12 protein-coding genes are annotated in these 16,909 nt (G+C 34.6%); 4 read left to right on the top strand and 8 right to left on the bottom strand.

Features of this window, described 5'->3' with window-relative positions; translation table 11 throughout:
* Positions 1 to 134 precede the first annotated feature (134 nt).
* A complete protein-coding gene (locus IEV84_RS04250) occupies positions 135 to 4,028 on the top strand; it encodes a hybrid sensor histidine kinase/response regulator transcription factor (protein ID WP_188492735.1) in 3,894 nt (1,297 codons plus the stop codon).
* A gap of 105 nt (positions 4,029 to 4,133) precedes the next feature.
* The gene (locus tag IEV84_RS04245) at positions 4,134 to 6,620 is read left to right on the top strand and encodes a glycoside hydrolase family 31 protein (protein ID WP_188492733.1); all 2,487 of its coding nucleotides are present in this window, start codon (positions 4,134 to 4,136) and stop codon (positions 6,618 to 6,620) included.
* Positions 6,621 to 6,682: 62 nt separating this feature from the next.
* Here IEV84_RS04245 and IEV84_RS04240 read toward each other — a convergent pair whose 3' ends face one another.
* Positions 6,683 to 8,059 (bottom strand): sensor histidine kinase, encoded by a 1,377-nt coding sequence (locus IEV84_RS04240; protein WP_188492731.1) that lies wholly within the window; start codon positions 8,057 to 8,059, stop codon positions 6,683 to 6,685.
* A 193-nt stretch (positions 8,060 to 8,252) separates the two neighbouring features.
* Between IEV84_RS04240 and IEV84_RS04235 the strand changes: the two genes are divergently transcribed.
* On the top strand, positions 8,253 to 9,020 hold the full coding sequence (locus tag IEV84_RS04235) for a Bax inhibitor-1/YccA family protein (protein WP_188492729.1): 768 nt from the start codon (positions 8,253 to 8,255) through the stop codon (positions 9,018 to 9,020).
* 68 nt (positions 9,021 to 9,088) lie between these two features.
* On the opposite strand, the gene dinB is transcribed toward IEV84_RS04235, so the two are convergent.
* Positions 9,089 to 10,174: a DNA polymerase IV gene (dinB, locus tag IEV84_RS04230; RefSeq protein WP_188492727.1), complete on the bottom strand. Its 1,086-nt coding sequence runs from the start codon at positions 10,172 to 10,174 to the stop codon at positions 9,089 to 9,091.
* A 104-nt stretch (positions 10,175 to 10,278) separates the two neighbouring features.
* Between dinB and IEV84_RS04225 the strand changes: the two genes are divergently transcribed.
* Positions 10,279 to 10,746, top strand: a complete 468-nt coding sequence (locus tag IEV84_RS04225; RefSeq protein ID WP_188492725.1) for a CYTH domain-containing protein — start codon at positions 10,279 to 10,281, stop codon at positions 10,744 to 10,746.
* A gap of 7 nt (positions 10,747 to 10,753) precedes the next feature.
* Here IEV84_RS04225 and IEV84_RS04220 read toward each other — a convergent pair whose 3' ends face one another.
* The 6 genes from IEV84_RS04220 to IEV84_RS04195 form a co-directional block, all read right to left on the bottom strand.
* Complete coding sequence (locus tag IEV84_RS04220) at positions 10,754 to 11,248, bottom strand: septal ring lytic transglycosylase RlpA family protein (RefSeq protein ID WP_188492723.1); 495 nt, start codon at positions 11,246 to 11,248, stop codon at positions 10,754 to 10,756.
* 75 nt (positions 11,249 to 11,323) lie between these two features.
* Positions 11,324 to 11,749, bottom strand: a complete 426-nt coding sequence (locus IEV84_RS04215; protein WP_188492721.1) for a hypothetical protein — start codon at positions 11,747 to 11,749, stop codon at positions 11,324 to 11,326.
* A 150-nt stretch (positions 11,750 to 11,899) separates the two neighbouring features.
* Positions 11,900 to 13,543 carry a glucose-6-phosphate isomerase gene (gene pgi / locus IEV84_RS04210; RefSeq protein WP_188492719.1) on the bottom strand — a complete coding sequence of 548 codons (1,644 nt, stop codon included), beginning with the start codon at positions 13,541 to 13,543 and terminating at the stop codon, positions 11,900 to 11,902.
* Positions 13,544 to 13,720: 177 nt separating this feature from the next.
* Positions 13,721 to 14,953, bottom strand: coding sequence for a peptidoglycan DD-metalloendopeptidase family protein (locus IEV84_RS04205; RefSeq protein WP_188492717.1), 1,233 nt, complete (start codon positions 14,951 to 14,953; stop codon positions 13,721 to 13,723).
* 27 nt (positions 14,954 to 14,980) lie between these two features.
* Positions 14,981 to 15,913, bottom strand: coding sequence for a tryptophan 2,3-dioxygenase family protein (locus tag IEV84_RS04200; RefSeq protein ID WP_188492715.1), 933 nt, complete (start codon positions 15,911 to 15,913; stop codon positions 14,981 to 14,983).
* Positions 15,910 to 16,683: a DUF3108 domain-containing protein gene (locus IEV84_RS04195; RefSeq protein WP_188492713.1), complete on the bottom strand. Its 774-nt coding sequence runs from the start codon at positions 16,681 to 16,683 to the stop codon at positions 15,910 to 15,912. Before IEV84_RS04195 ends, IEV84_RS04200 begins: the two co-directional genes overlap by 4 nt.
* Positions 16,684 to 16,909: the final 226 nt, after the last annotated feature.

Raw genomic sequence — 16,909 nt, 5'->3', positions numbered from 1 at the left:
AGTTTCGTTATTGATTATCCTATTTTGAATTTTTGCATTCACCAATAGCATTTATGAATAACCATTTTTGTCGATATATTTTTCTGGGATTGTTATTGTGTTTTTGCGTGCAGATAAACGCACAACAATCTTTTGTGTTTTCTTCAATCGATTCTAAAAATGGACTTTCCGAAAACAGGGTGCGTACTATTTTGCAACTTCAGGATGGGCGTATGGTAATCACTACCGAAGGCGTAACCAATATTTATGACGGAACTTCTTTTAAATATTTGCATCTAAAGGCTAATGCCATTTCACGGTTAACGGGCTATTCAGGATTCCATCACGGTTATGTCGACAAAGATTATGTTTGGATAAAAGACAAAGGAAAACTGATGGCTATCGATATTAAACAGGAACGTTTTGTATCGAAACCGGATAGTGTATTACACTCATTAGTTATTCGTGAGCCTCTTGCTGATTTTTTTGCTGATGTTTATCACAATTATTGGGCTCTTACTTCTTCCGATAAGTTGTTATTTCGAAATGCTAAAAACGGAAAGACTTCCATTTTTCTCAATCATGTTTCAACTCCCAACGGAATAAAAGACCAATTGTATGATGTGGCTGTTATCCAGCAACAGCTTTTTCTTTTTTATAAAAATGGATTGATCGTTTGTTATGATTTGAAAACAGCAAAAAAGCTGTATCAAACCAATTCTTTGTCAAATCAAGAGCAGAACAAATACAATAATACGTTGATGGTTGTTCAGTCGGACAATTCATTATATCAGATACGAAATGGATCTTCTGGTCTGATGTTAGCTTATGATATTAAAAAGCGAACGCATACTAAAATTCTTCAAACCGACTATTGGCTCAATACCATTTCTGTGGATAGCAAAGGTAATTTATGGGTGAGTTGTGCCATCGGATTATGGTTTATTGACAAAAATCTGAAAGAAAAACATTTTATTCCATCGTTCAAGTTGGTTGATGGAACTGAAGTTAATACCGAAGCCAGTACGCTTTATAACGATTCACAAGGCGGACTCTGGATTGGGACATTCAATCATGGATTATTGTATTATCATCCCGACCGATTTAAGTTTAAGAATGTTGGGAAAACTTTTTTTGGAACACAACCAAAAGATATTGATGTGACTTGTTTTCAGGAAACAACGCAAAATACAATTCTGGTAGGAACCAAAAATGGACTTTACACTTATTCTCCTAAAACTTCTAAGCTTGCTGTTTTTTTGGGATTTCCAGCCGATGCTGATTGTGTTTCGATGACCAAAGATGCTCAAAATCGAATTTGGATATGTACCAGAAATAAAGGAGTGTATTGTTTACAAAACAATCAGATTAAACGTATTGATCAACTCGTTGGAAATTGCAATTACATTGTAGAAAAGCCGGACAGACAATTTTTAGTAGCAACATCAGCAGGTTTGGGTGTTTTTAATCCTGTGAATGGTTTTTTTCAACCACTGCAATTGACGTTAAATGACGAGCGATTAGCTTCAGTTTCTCAGTTAATTCCATTTGATAAAAATTCTTTTTTAGGAAGAAGCAACGCTGGATTGTTTGTTTATAATTATAAAAAGAATAGGATTAGTCAGCCTTTAAAAGAACTTTTGAAGGATAAAAACCAACAATACAGCTGTATTTTTAAAGACAGCCGTGGAATAGTGTGGATTGGCACTCAGGATGGATTAGATGTTTGGAAACCGTCAACGAAGGAACTGCATACGCTTTTTACGGATGATGGTTTGGTAAATAACAGTATTAAAGGTATTGTCGAAGATAAACAGGGTAGAATATGGGTTACAACCGCCGGAGGTGTTTCCCGTATTGTAGTGAATGCTAACGAAAAACAGCTTCGTTTTTCGATGGCTAATTTCAATCATTTTGATGGTGTACTAGAAAATGAATTTACAGTCTCGGCAGTTTTTGCATCTGATAAAGGGCAATTGTATTTGGGCGGTGTAAATGGTTTCAATAGTATTGATTTACAAAAGCCCTGGTCATTCAAACAATTACAAAAACCATTGTTTACCGGTTTAAAGCTTTTTGGAACTTCAGTAAAACCGGGTGAATCTTACGATGGCAATACAATCTTAAAAAATGCAATTGCTGCGACTAATAGTTTAGAATTCAATTACAATCAGAATTTTATAAGTATTGATTTCTCGGCATTGAATTATGTTAATCCTACGCAGACTTATTACCGTTATCGTTTGGAAGGGGTTGATGAAAATTGGCGAGAAATAGTAGCTCAAAACGGTACCGGAACTGCTGTTTACACTAATTTGGCTCCCGGAAATTATGTACTGAAAGTCAATGCTGCCAACAATAGTAAGGAATGGTCGAATGAATATGCTCAAATCACTATTGTTGTAAACCCGCCTTTCTGGAAAACGCCTGTCGCTTATGCGTTGTATTTGCTCATCATCGTATTGTTGTTTTATTTATCGCTCACTTATTATAAACGATGGACAAAGCAAAAATTAATTCGGGAAAATGAAGAAAAACTAAATGAACTAAAGTTTAATTTTTTTACCAATGTCAGCCATGAATTTAGAACACCACTTACATTGATTATTACACCGCTGGAATCTATTTTGAAAGAAATAAAGGACTCCAGAATTAGTTTAGTTTATCGTCATGCATTGAATTTACAGCATTTGGTGAATCAATTATTGGATTTTAGACGATTAGAAATTTCAGGTGAAAAACTGAATTTGACTTTTGGTGATTTGGTAGATTTTGTAATGCAGTTCGAAGATTTGTTTGGCAAATTAGCTGAAGAAAAACAGATTGATTTTTCGATACAATCCGAAAAACCAGAGTTATTTATGTATTTTGATAATGACAAATTATATAAGGTAATCAATAATTTACTGTCCAATTCCTTCAAGTTTACTTCTGCTGGAGGAACTGTTAGAATACAATTGTCACTGCCAAAATCAACTCTGAAATCGGATATTGTTCAGTTAGAAGTTATTGATTCGGGTTCGGGTATTGCTGAAAAAGATTTGCCTAATGTCTTTAATCGTTTTTATCAGGCTTCAACAACTCAGGGAGGAAGTGGCATCGGTTTGCATCTTGTAAAAGAGTATGTGGAATTGCATTTGGGAGCAATTACTGTTGAAAGTGAGCCCAATCTAAAAACAGTATTTGCTTTTACAATTCCCTTAGATCTTGCTCCGGAAAAAGCGCATTCTGAAACTCTTGTTGTTCCAGAAGATAAAATCGATAATCAGTTGATAACAACATCAAAAAAAGAGACCCTTTTAGTCGTAGAAGACAATGAGGATTTGAGACGTTTTTTGCTGACGGAGTTATCCAATAAATACGAAGTTTTTGAAGCTGCTGATGGTGAAGTTGGAGAAAAATTAGCGTTATCCAAATCCCCTGATTTGATTATAAGCGATGTGATGATGCCTAAAGTTGATGGATTTGAGTTGTGTAAACGCATCAAATCGAATGTGCAAACTTCGCATATTCCGTTGATATTATTGACTGCTCGTACATCTGAAGATCTTAAAATGACCGGTTATCAATCGGGAGCCGATGAATATTTGGCTAAACCCTTTAATCTGGAAATACTGTTGCTTCGAATTGAGAAATTGATTGTACAGAAAAATCAAAGGCAATCGGCCTTTTCGAAAAAATTAGAAGTGAACCCAAAAGAGATTACCATTACTTCCATTGACGAACAATTGATAGAAAGAGCGCTCGTTTGCATGGAAAAAAACATGGATAATCCCGATTATTCCGTTCAGCAGTTTAGTCAGGATTTGGGTATGGATCGCACGGTGTTGTATAAAAAAATGCAATCCATAACAGGGCTTGCCCCTTCGGAATTTATTCGTTCCATCCGATTAAAAAGGGCTGCCCAACTTTTAACTCAGGGAAATTATCCTGTAGCTGAGGTAGCGGAAAAAGTGGGTTTTAATACGCAGAAATATTTCAGCAAATACTTTAAAGAATCTTTTGGAGTCTCTCCGTCAAAGTATGCTCAAAATGATAATAATACATAAAGTAATAAACAACGAAATGTACCAATGAAAACAACATATCGTACCCATTCGTTTAAGTGAATATAAATAGCTTTGGTTCATATTGATTAACTAAAAATAAACCAAATGAAAAATGCATTTCTGAATAGAAACTGCCAGTACTTGCTGTTGCTTGTGGCGTTTTCTGTTTCGTCATTGACGGCTCAAAATTATCAAAAAACGACTTTAGGGATAAAAACTAACTTTCAATCTATGGATGTTGAGGTTCAGCTTTTTAGCCCGAGTATTGTTCGTGTTTTAAAATCACCCGAAGGAGTCGCTTTCAAGAAAGAAAGTTTATCCGTAAACAAAAAACCACAACAAACTAAATTCACCATCCAGCAGCAGGGAGATGTAATTTCGTTAAAAAGCGAAAAACTAAAAGTAGCTATTGATGTAAAATCGGGTAAGATATCTTTCAATACCCTAGCCGGAGCATCTCTTTTAAATGAGACAGCATCTGGTGCAACTTTTACTGATTTTAATGATGCAGGTTCTAAAACCTATAGTATCAATCAATTATTTACCTTGGATAAAGAGGAGTCTATTTATGGTTTAGGTCAGCAACAACGAGGCAAATTATCGCTGCGTAATACAAAAATCAACATGGTACAAGGCAATGTGGATGATTATGTCCCTTTTCTTGTTTCTACAAAAGGCTACGGATTGTTCTGGGATAACTATTCACCAACAGTTTTTGAAGACAAGCCGGAAAGTACATCATTCAAATCTGAAGTTGGCGATTGTATTGATTATTATTTTATGCTTGGCGAAAATATTGATGGTGCTATTGCGGGTATGCGCGAACTTAGCGGACAGGCTCCAATGTTTCCCTTATGGACTTTTGGTTATTGGCAAAGTAAAGAACGTTACAAAAGCCAAAATGAGTTGGTAGGCGTAGTGAGTAAATACCGTGAACTGGGTGTTCCATTGGATGGAATTATTCAGGATTGGCAATATTGGGGGAATAATTATTTATGGAATGCCATGGAATTTCTTAATACTGAATTCCCTCAACCAAAGAAAATGGTGGATGATATTCACAACATGAATGCACACGTCATTATTTCTATCTGGAATTCTTTTGGACCACAAACCAAGCAATTTAGAGAAATGCAACCAAAAGGAATGTTGTTGAATTTTGGTACCTGGCCTCAATCCGGATTAGAAACCTGGCCGCCTAACCGTGATTATCCATCCAGTGTTCAGCCTTATGATCCGTACAATCCGGAAGCTCGTGATATTTATTGGAAATATTTGAATAAAGGTCTTTTCTCGTTGGGAATTGATGGTTGGTGGATGGATTCATCAGAACCGGATCATATGGATTTCAAAGCTTCTGATTTTGATATAAAAACTTATTTGGGGTCATTTAGAAAAGTGCGTAATGCTTTTCCATTGATGACCGTAGGTGGCGTTTCAGAACACCAACGTGCAGCAAGTGCTGACAAAAGAATCTTTATTCTTACTCGTTCTGCTTTTGCCGGTCAACAACGTTATGGAGCGAATACCTGGTCGGGCGATGTCAATTCGTCCTGGCAATCGTTACGCAATCAAATCCCGGCTGGTTTAAACTTTTCTATGAGTGCAATTCCGTATTGGAATACAGATATTGGAGGTTTTTTTGCAGGTGCTTATAAAAAAGGATGGGGTGACGGAACTCAAAATCCATCATTTCAGGAATTGTATGTTCGCTGGTTGCAGTTTGGCGCATTTACTCCGATGATGCGTTCGCATGGTACCGATATTCCTCGTGAAATATATAATTTTGGTAAAAAAGGCGAAATAATCTACGATGCAATAGCCAAAACAATTGATTTGCGTTATTCGTTGTTACCTTATATTTATTCTGCAGCCTGGGACATTACCAATAGTCAATCGACTATGATGCGTGCTTTGGTAATGGATTTTAACGACAAGAAAGTGGTTGACATGAATAATGAGTATTTGTTTGGTAAATCAATATTAGTAGCCCCGGTTGTGAATGCCCAATATACTCCGGAAACTATTGTAAAATCAAATGAAGAAACCGGTTGGAATAAAAATAATGATGCTAATGGTACTAAATCCCAAGCTGTAACTTTTACCCAGGCTAAATCGACCAAAGTGTATTTGCCGGAGGGAACTGCCTGGTATGATTTCTGGACCAACGAAAAAATGAATGGTGGTCAGGAAATAGAAAAAGCAACAACTATTGATGAAATTCCTTTGTTCATTAAAGCAGGTAGTATTATTCCATTTGGACCAAAAGTGCAGTTTGCTACTGAGAAAAAATGGGATACGCTTGAAATCCGTGTTTACACTGGAGCTAATGGCGATTTTACTTTATACGAAGATGAGAATGACAATTACAATTATGAAAAAGGCGACTATTCTACCATAAAATTCCAATGGAATGATAAATCCCAAACTTTAATCATTGGAAAAAGAAATGGAAGTTTTAAAGGTATGCTGGAAAACAGAACTTTTAATGTTATTTTGGTTGAAAAGGGAAAAGGAGCAGGAATGACAAGTACGGCTATTTTCGATAAAACAATTAGTTACAATGGAAAGGAAAAAGTGGTAAAATTCTAAGTTATTGTTTTATACCAATTATAAAATATTGAGGCTGTCTGAAAAGGCAGCCTCTTACAAAACTAATTTTTTATCGTTGCTAAAGGCAAACTAAACTTAAAAGTACTCCCCTTACCTATTTCGCTTTCTACCCAAATTTTGCCCTGATGTTTTTTTATAAATTCACTGCAAAGTAATAAACCCAATCCGGTTCCTGTTTCGTTGTCTGTCCCTTTTTGAGAAACTCTCCCATTGATTTTAAACAATTTTTCTTTGATACTTTTAGGAATTCCGACACCACTATCTGTAACAGAAATCTCGGCTTTTTGAGGATATTTTTTCATTTCCACTTTGATTTCGCCATGTTTATCAGTAAACTTAATTGCATTGGTAAGCAAATTACGTACAATGGTGTCAATCATATTCTTATCGGCTTCGACTTCGATAAACTCGTCAGCATCAAACAAAAGACGGATATTTTTATTCAATGCTGCATTTCTATTGAGTTCCAGATTGTCCTGAATCAGGGCGTTCAACGCAATTTTCTTCGGATTAAACTCAATCATACCTGTTTGTACTTGTGACCATCCTAAGAGATTTTCCAGCAGTTTGTAACTGTTTTTATTGGATTGACAGAGCATATCGGTAATCTCCTTGATTTCTTCAAGACTGTATTGTTCAATATTTTCGGTTAATATTTCTGAAAGTCCAACCGAAGATCCTAAAGGCCCACGCAAATCATGAGCTATAATAGAAAAAAACTGATTTTTATCTTTTAAAAGTCGTTGGATTTTAAGGTCTTGTTTTTCTTTTATCAGTAATAAAAAACCAACCGTACTCGTTAACGAAAGCAAAAACAGGGTAGCATTATAGAGACTATCAAAAACCCCGTGAGCAAAAAAATCAGTTTGAGGATTGAAAAAATTATAAATGATTCGAATTACCAATAAAATTTCAAATCCTGCAAAACACAAACCATAGAAGGTTCTGAAAAAATTATGTTTTTTATCCGTAAAATAGCTAATCGTTGGTTGTAAATAAATAGCAAATAAACCAATCGAAACAATTAACACACGGGTATTGATAGTACTTTCTAATACTGTTGCTATATTAAAAACTATTGCTGCCAGAATTGTTAGTCCTATTTGTATCCTAAAGGAATGCTTTGATCTTGTTTTAAACATAGAAAGTATTGCTATTGTTTCATAACAACAGGCCGAAAAAACAATCATGTTAGCTATGTTAATCGAAAGAAAATCAGGAATATTATTTCTTAAAAAAAGGAATACCCAACCTATAGTCAGCAATAATTTACCAAGGCCATAATACTTTAATATCTTTTTATTTTCGGAAGTAGCATACGAAAACGAATAACTAAATATCAAAATACAAACCAATAGGTTTCCTAAAAAATAAAGTTGGAAAACAGTTTTTGGGTCTAACAGCAAAAATTGAGACATTATAATTTTATTTTATTAAAAAACCGAGGAGATAAATGTACGAATTAAGAGAACAACCCAATCTTATTTGTCCGTATTTTTTCAATGTTTATCGCACATTTAAAGAACCTTATCACAATAAAAAATTAAGAAGATTTAAACAACTTTCTTAAAAAATATGATTTATATTTGGCTAACATAAAATGTATGTACTATGGAATTCAAATCTAGAAACCCTTTTTTAAACAATAAAAGTTTCTCGCCTACCTCAAGAGCAGAAGAAGTTCACGAAGCCACAGTTATTGGTTATGACCAGAATATGACTATTTCGGGGACTATTAACAAAACTGTTTTATTATTTTTATTACTTACAGCAGCTGCCATGGTAACCTGGTGGATGACATTTAACGGCATGAACCCTATTGTTCCTGCTATTGGAGGAGCTATCGTTGGTTTTGTTTTAGTAATTATTTCCGCCTTTAAGCCACAATATTCAGCTTATTTAGCACCCGGCTATGCCGTATTTGAAGGTTTATTCATTGGAGGAATTTCGGCTATTTTTGAAGTAAAATATCCCGGAATTGTTATTCAGGCTGTGGGAGCTACTTTTGTCACCTTTGCCGTTTGTTTAGGATTGTACAAATACCAAATTGTAAAAGTAACCGAACAATTCAAATCGGTTGTTGTAGCTGCTACACTGGCTATTGCTACTTATTACTTAATTTCCTGGTTATTTTCTTTATTTACAAGTTACCAGCCGGTACATCACGGCAATTCGCCATGGAGTATTGGTATTAGTGTTTTTGTAATTGTGATTGCGGCTTTGAATTTATTCCTTGATTTTGATCGAATCGAAGAAGGAGCACAACAAAGAATGCCTAAATACATGGAATGGTTTAGCGCTATGGGATTAATGATTACCTTAGTTTGGTTGTATATCGAATTCCTGAGATTGCTGTCTAAACTTTCCAGCAAAGACTAATTATCCCAATAATTTTACTAAACCGCCAATTCGCAGATGATACAATTTGTAAATTGGCGGTTTTGCTTTTAAAAAGCAAATTTCAATTGAACTGCAACCACTGCTTTTTTTACTTCGGTATTTAAATTACTCATGGAAATTCCCAGCAACCGAACCGAATCTTTCATTCGTTCCTGATACAGTAACTCCTTTACATTCTCTAAAATTAATCCTTTATCGGCTATAAAATAAGGCAGGGTTTTACTGCGGGTTTGCTGTGTAAAGTCGCTGTATTTTATCTTTAGAGTGACTGTTTTTCCCGAAACATTATGCTTTTTAAGTCTCCGTTCTAAACTGCCGGCAATAAGTTCTAATTGTTCCAACATAAAAATCTCGGAAGACAAATTAGTTTCAAAAGTATGTTCGGCAGCAACTGATTTGGCAATACGACTCGATTTCACCTCACTATTATGAATCCCGCGCACCACATGATAATAATAACTCCCTGATTTTCCGAAATGTTTTTCTAAAAACTCTAAAGATTTACTTTTTAATTCCAATCCGGTAAAAATGCCCAATTGGTACATTTTCTCCGTTGTTACTTTGCCCACACCATAAAATTTTCGAATGGGCAAAACTTCTAAAAACGGAATCACTTCATCAGGAGTTACTGTTTTCTGCCCGTTGGGTTTATTGTAATCACTGGCAATTTTGGCAACAAATTTATTAATAGAAATTCCTGCAGAAGCCGTCAAACCTACCTCATTAAAAATACGATTTCTGATTTCCTGAGCCAATAAACTGGCACTGGGATTCCCTTTTTTATTCTGGGTTACATCAAGATAGGCCTCGTCAAGCGAAAGCGGCTCTATCAAATCAGTATAATCACGGAAAATTTTATGAATTTGATTCGAAATTTCTTTATAACGCTCAAATCGGGGGCGGACAAAAATAATTTCCGGACAGTACTTTTTTGCCAAAACACCACTTATTGCCGAACGAACACCAAATTTCCTGGCCTCATAACTGGCTGCTGCCACTACACCCCTGCTTTCTGATCCACCCACAGCAATAGGTTTTCCTCTCAATTCCGGATTGTCCATTTGCTCTACTGAAGCAAAAAAAGCATCCATATCGATGTGTATGATTTTTCTATGAGGATTTATTTCGACCATAAAACAAAATTATATTCTATTTCCCAAAAGAAAATCAATAAACTCAAAATATTTGATACTTTTGAACATTCAGTCAAAACTACCTTTTTAAATTTATTTATAAAATGTTAGAAATAGAAAGAAAATTTTTAGTCTCTTCCGATTCTTATAAAAAAGAAGCTTTTTCTAAAAAACGCATTATTCAGGGTTATTTGAGTTCCAATCCGGAGCGCACAGTTCGTGTTCGAATAAAAGAAAACAAGGCTTATTTGACTATAAAAGGCAGCTCAAACGCAAGTGGTATGTCGCGTTTTGAATGGGAAAAAGAAATTGCTGTAGATGAAGCTAAAAATTTATTATTGCTTTGCGAAAAAGGCGTAATTGACAAAACCCGTTTTGAAGTAAAAGTAGGTTCTCACACCTATGAAGTGGATGAATTTTACGGAGAAAACGAAGGTCTGGAAATGGCAGAAATAGAACTAAAATCAGAAACGGAAGAATTTGAAAAACCGGACTGGCTGGGAAAAGAAGTAACGAATGACAAACGATATTATAATTCGTATTTAAGCAAAAATCCGTATCAAAATTGGTAATTGGAGATTACTTTACAATCTCTTCAATGGTAACAATCATCGAGCCTGCACCTCTGTTTCGGGCAATTTCCATAAAAGCTCTTTTAGTTAAATCAATTTCTCTGGATCTTACAAAAGGACCTCTGTCAACCACCTCAACAATAACTGATTTGCCATTGGCTTCATTTGTAATTCTTAATTTGGTTCCAAAGGGAAATTTCTTGTGTGCTGCCGTATAATCGTTGTTATTAAATCTTATACCGCTTGCTGTACGTTTACCATTAAATTTATCAGCATAATACGAAGCATGAACACTTTTTTTATAGACTTTTAACTTCCCAACTACTTCATCCTGAATGGTATCTCTTACAATATCTTTTTTAGCTACAAATGCAAAACCTTTTACCGTATCCTTAGCAGGATTAGCCTTAGCGGATGAAACCGTTTTTAACTTAGCCGAATTTTGAGCATGAGCAAAAAAAACAGTAATAAATAGCAAAAGTAGTGTTATTGATTTTTTCATATTAGCTTTTTAGTTCGAATCTATTTAAAAACAAAAACCGGATAAAAAAAGTCCTTTTCAGGACTTTTTAAGATTTTATTGCATCCATAACGACCATGGAATTCTGCTTAATATAAGCAATAATCCAAATCCGTAAAAAATAGAAAAAGTTTTAAATTTTGATTCGCTTGTAGTCAACTTTTTATGCTTAGACCAACCAATTGTAATTAAAACAATAGCGATAATATTAATCAATGGATGCTCTAATGAAGTTAATCGCAACATTTTGTCGGACATTTGTCCCAGAGAATTTAACCCAAGTGGTGAAACAAAATACAAAATCAAACCGATTAATAATTGAGTATGGGTTCCTATTAATCCAAAAATTGCAATCTTTCTGTCTTTGGCAGTAAACTCTTTTTTTGATGCTAAACCGATGACAGCGTTAATCACTGCAATCACTAATAATAAAAGCGCTAAATAAGCCCAGCCTGAATGAAATTTTTGAATGAATTCGTACATGTTTTTGATGTTTTTTTTAACAAATATAAACAAAAAAGGTCTAAAAAAAACCTCATTATACTAAAAGCAAATGAGGTTTTTATTCGTATAATTTAGCTATTTTCAAAACAACAACTGATAATCAGTTATTTACATCAAATCACTAAAGTGTTATTTATTTCTTAAAAAATGTCCTAATAACGAAGCAGTTGAACTATCGTGATTTTTCACTTCATTCGAATTGATTTCGTCCAGAATAGAATTAGCTAATTGTTTTCCAAGTTCTACTCCCCATTGATCATAACTGAAAATATTCCAGATGAATCCCTGAACAAAAATTTTATGCTCGTATAACGAAATCAACGAACCTAATGATTTAGGCGTCAATTTTTGAATCAGGAAAGTGTTAGTAGGCTTGTTCCCTGCAAAAACTTTAAATGGCAAAAGAAACGCAGCTGCTTCCGCCGAAAGTCCCTGTTTATCAAACTCAGCCTGAACTTTTGATGCGTCTTTTCCGCTTAACAACGCTTCGGTTTGAGCAAAAAAGTTTGACATTAACTTATCATGATGATTGTTATCACCATACAAAGGCTGAACATAACCAATAAAATCGGTTGGAATCAACTTTGTACCCTGGTGAATTAATTGAAAAAAGGCGTGTTGTGCATTGGTACCTGGTTCTCCCCAAATAATAGTTCCGGTTTGATAATCAACTTCTTTTCCATCACGACCCACACTTTTACCGTTACTTTCCATTGTTCCTTGTTGTAAATAAGGCGCCAATTTTTGTAAATATTGTGTGTACGGAATCAAAGCTTCACTTTCTGCTCCAAAGAAATTATTATACCAAACACTTAATAATGCCAGAACAACCGGAATATTTTTATCAAAATCAGCCGTTTTAAAATGCTCATCCATTGCATTGGCTCCATTCAACAATTCATCAAAATTATCAAAACCTACCGCTAAACTGATTGATAAACCAACAGCACTCCAAAGTGAAAAACGTCCTCCAACCCAGTCCCACATTGGAAATACATTGTCAGGATTAATACCAAATTCGGTTACTTTTTGCAAATTAGTAGAAACCGCCACAAAGTGTTTGGCCACATCTTCCTGAGAAGCCGATTCTAAAAACCATTTTCTAATTGTTTCAGAATTTGTCAAGGTTTCCTGAGTGGTAAAAGTTTTAGAAACAATTACAAAAAGAGTCGTTTCCGGATTCAATTTTTTGATGATTTCATTTACGTGATCGCCATCAACATTGGAAACAAAATGAACATTCAGATGGTTTTTATAATATTGTAAAGCTTCAACAACCATTGCCGGTCCTAAATCAGAACCGCCAATACCAATATTGACTACATCAGTAAAAGCTTTTCCGGTATAACCTGTTTTTTTACCCGAAGTAATTTCGTTAGTAAAAGCTTTGATCTTATTTTTTACTTCATAAACTTCAGGGATTACGTTCACTCCGTTTACATGAATCACCGCCGATTCTTTGGCTCTTAATGCGGTATGAAGCACTGCTCTGTTTTCGGTCTGATTGATTATTCCTCCTCCAAAATAATCCTCAATTCCGGTTTTAAGCCCCATTTCATTAGCCAATTCAAGCAATAAAGCCATTGTTTGCTGATTGACAATATTTTTAGAATAATCAATTAAAAAATCATTCCAAAGAATGCTGAATTTTTCCGCTCTGGAAGCATCCTGCTGAAACATTTCCTGCATAGAAACATTTTGTAATTGTTCAAAATGTGCTTGCAACTTCTTCCAAGAAGCCGTTTTTGTTGGGTTTAGAATACTTAAAGCCATTTATATTTTTGTTTTTAGTGTTTTAGATTTGGGCGTAAAAATACTGAAATTAGTTGTAATAGCAGAAAGGATTCCAACTATATCACAACAAAACCCGACCAGTTTTTTCCATAAAAAAACAGGAAATACAAGCTACTACACATTGTTTTTCCTGTTTTGATTTACTTCTTTTTTTAATTATAAATTCCCAATACTATCCAATTCCCGCTTTAAAGGTTCGATAACACTCAAAAATCTCGCCTTGTTCCTGCTTTCCATTGGTGTTCCTGTAGGCAATTTTAATTTTAAAGCATCAACCTGTACTCCATTTTTCCAAAAACGATAACACACATGCGGTCCTGATGCTAAACCTGTGCTTCCCACCCGACCAATAACATCGCCCTGATTAACATGTTGACCACGTCTTACTAAGATTTTTGACATGTGTAAATACTGCGTTGAATAAGTACCATTGTGTTTTACTTTTACAAAATTCCCGTTACCGGCGGTATATCCCGTTGTTTCTACCACACCTGCCGCTGTAGTCATAATAGGCGTCCCCGTAGGAGCAGCATAATCGGTTCCTTTGTGTGCCTTCCAGCGGTGTTGCACAGGATGAAATCTGTTCATTGTAAATCGGGAAGTAATTCGGCTGAACTTAATGGGTGATTTCAGAAAGAGATTTTTCATTGTTTTTCCTTCTTCGTCATAATAATCCACTTTCCCTGAAGCCTCATTTTGTACAAACGGAAAAGCATACATAATTTTTCCTTTGTATTCAAAAAATGCACCTTCGATGTTACTCACACCATTATAAATTGAATCGTTGATATAGCGTTCATTGAAAGCAATCCCAAACCGATCACCTTTCTTTAATTTGAAAAAATCAATTGACCAGGAATAAATTTTAGTAATTTGACTCGCCAGATTAGCATCAACACCTGAATTTGAAAGCGTTTCCGATAAAGATCCTTTTAAAACACCGGTAATTACTCTCCGTTTATAAGTTACCGGACGCAGTTTCTTATAAGCTACTACTGCCGAATCACGAAGATCAAAAACATAATACATCAAATCATTAGGCTCATAGACAAAAACCTGAAGTTTATTGGTCTTGTCTTTAGAACGCAACATCGTAAAAGCCTTATCAGGTCTAATAACACGTACATCAAAAGTGTCTTTTATCTCGTTTACAATTTCATAAATTTTTCGGTCGCCAATATTTTGTCCATTAATAATTGTTCCAAAAGTATCTCCTTTTTTTACGGTATCCTGAACCACATTAAAATCGGAGAAATTAAATCCAAAATCAGAATTATCTTTTTTTTGCTTCTGCTTATCAACTAACTGCTTTTTAACGGTTTTAGAATCTGTTTTTTTACAGGATACTACTAAAGTCAGTGCAATTATAATTATTAAAAAATATTTCAAACTGTTGCTATTTATTGTATTCTACATTTATTCTTGTCCCCAATTTGCTAATTCAGCTTCACTCCATAATTCCGGAAAAAATATTCTTTTTTGATGCTTTGGGTGCATGTATTTTCTCCAATCACTGCCTCCTGTTGCCTCTCCATCGCCCATTCCACTCTCATCAATATACTTTATTGCTACATTCAAATGCTGCATTACCCATGTAATATTGACTGTGTAATCTAAATGACGCATAGCCTCTTTTAAAGAAGGTAATTCCTGATCCTCAACGGAGAGCTGTTTGTACTTTTGCCAGATATTTTTTGTTTTATATTCTTCCATACAATTCAAAAAAATGGCTTTGTATTTTTTTTCGAATTCTTCTAAAGTATAGGTTTTGTTTCCAGTTTCAGCATCCGTTCCAGCTGCCTGCCAATAGAGAATAGTAAACGCATTTTCATTAGAAATAGTATTATCAAATGATGCTCTGAAACGGCTGTCAATTAAATTAACCAAATCAGTTGTACCAAACTCTATTAAGCGATATTGCGCACTTTGAAAGCCACTGGCCGGAGTTAATGTATTTCTAAATTTCATGTATTGTTCTACATCCATCCCTTTTTCCATAATAGAAAAAGAAGTGGTCAGCATATCAAAATAACGGCTAATACGCATTAATCTGTCCGTAAAAAAATCGGCTTGAATTTCCTGAGCGTGGGCAATCTGATCAATCTCCCAAAGCACCATCTTGAATATCAATTCATTAATTTGATGATACAGAATAAAAACCATCTCGTCAGGAAGTACCGTTCTTTGAATTTGTAAATTTAACAATACATCTGTATGAATATAATCCCAGTAAGTAACCGGTTTAGACCAAAGCAAACCTTCTAATTGCGTATCCGTTTTTTGATCAATGGACGCATATTTATCCTCAATTTGCTTTAAAATACTTGCTATACCGGAATTCGCACTCATTTTTTCTTTATTTTAAAAGAGCTTTTCAATCCTTTAAAAGCGTCTAAATCAGCTTTGAGTGAACCTACTGCTAAGTCGGCCTTAATACGCACCGGCAATCTGTTCTCGTCATCTGAAACCCAAATGGTTAAACTCTCCTCTTCTTTAAAAACCCTACCCGATTGGACTAAAGGCTTAAAAACCATAGAAGTCACTACCCCAAATTTAGTTGTAATATCCTGACGACCGATAAATTTTAACTTAAATTTTGTGGTTTCATCATCAAAAAACATATCTATTGCCACATACTCTCCGGGATGGATCTTGTCAATAGTAGGATAATTTCGTAAATAGTAAAAAGCAGAGAGTATATCCTGAGTATTTTTTGGTATCACAAAAGTCTTTTCGGTTTTTCTCTTATAATCTTTGACCGTTACCTTATGCTCTGACTGATTAAAAAATCCTTCCTGATTTTTAGTGTAACCACCTTCATCAATCTTGCGTACAAACTGATACGGATTTCCTGTCTCTTTATCAATATAACTTTCGTAGGTATCATTTACTTTAAAAAAAAAGCGTGATACTCCGGTGGTATAACCTTTGCCTACAACATGGAAAACTTTTTTATTATTTACAACAGCATCTTTTACTTCAAGTGTTGCAAAACCGGCATTAACAAATCCGTAGTGAACCCGAAACTTAAACCATTCGCCTACGCCGTAAGAATCATCAGAATGAGAATCAAAACTGGTTATTAAAATCAATAATGAGAGTAGCATTATCTTTTTCATAATTTACTTTTTTATTGATTCAATTTGCAAATTTTGTTCCAAATATATTAAAACAAAAAAACTCAGTCAAATAATGACTGAGTTTTTATGCTATTAACCAACCAAAAAATTATAAATTATTAAATTTATATAAACCAAAAGGAAACCACCCCTTTTGTTTTGATATGACAAAGATACGGCAAGAAAATGCGATTTCTACAGTAAAAATGCAGTTTAACATAATTTT

Origin of the sequence: Flavobacterium palustre (genome assembly GCF_014639535.1) — a bacterium.
Lineage (GTDB): Bacteria > Bacteroidota > Bacteroidia > Flavobacteriales > Flavobacteriaceae > Flavobacterium > Flavobacterium palustre.
This window is presented reverse-complemented; position numbering and strand designations above follow the sequence as displayed.

What these genes read in the sequence shown, in the direction of transcription:
- IEV84_RS04245 (WP_188492733.1), top strand. Translation starts at nt 4,134, where the DNA reads ATGAAAAATGCATTTCTGAATAGAAACTGCCAGTACTTGCTGTTGCTT.
- IEV84_RS04240 (WP_188492731.1), bottom strand. Translation starts at nt 8,059, where the DNA reads ATGTCTCAATTTTTGCTGTTAGACCCAAAAACTGTTTTCCAACTTTAT.
- IEV84_RS04235 (WP_188492729.1), top strand. Translation starts at nt 8,253, where the DNA reads ATGGAATTCAAATCTAGAAACCCTTTTTTAAACAATAAAAGTTTCTCG.
- dinB (WP_188492727.1), bottom strand. Translation starts at nt 10,174, where the DNA reads ATGGTCGAAATAAATCCTCATAGAAAAATCATACACATCGATATGGAT.
- IEV84_RS04225 (WP_188492725.1), top strand. Translation starts at nt 10,279, where the DNA reads ATGTTAGAAATAGAAAGAAAATTTTTAGTCTCTTCCGATTCTTATAAA.
- IEV84_RS04220 (WP_188492723.1), bottom strand. Translation starts at nt 11,248, where the DNA reads ATGAAAAAATCAATAACACTACTTTTGCTATTTATTACTGTTTTTTTT.
- IEV84_RS04215 (WP_188492721.1), bottom strand. Translation starts at nt 11,749, where the DNA reads ATGTACGAATTCATTCAAAAATTTCATTCAGGCTGGGCTTATTTAGCG.
- pgi (WP_188492719.1), bottom strand. Translation starts at nt 13,543, where the DNA reads ATGGCTTTAAGTATTCTAAACCCAACAAAAACGGCTTCTTGGAAGAAG.
- IEV84_RS04200 (WP_188492715.1), bottom strand. Translation starts at nt 15,913, where the DNA reads ATGAGTGCGAATTCCGGTATAGCAAGTATTTTAAAGCAAATTGAGGAT.
- IEV84_RS04195 (WP_188492713.1), bottom strand. Translation starts at nt 16,683, where the DNA reads ATGAAAAAGATAATGCTACTCTCATTATTGATTTTAATAACCAGTTTT.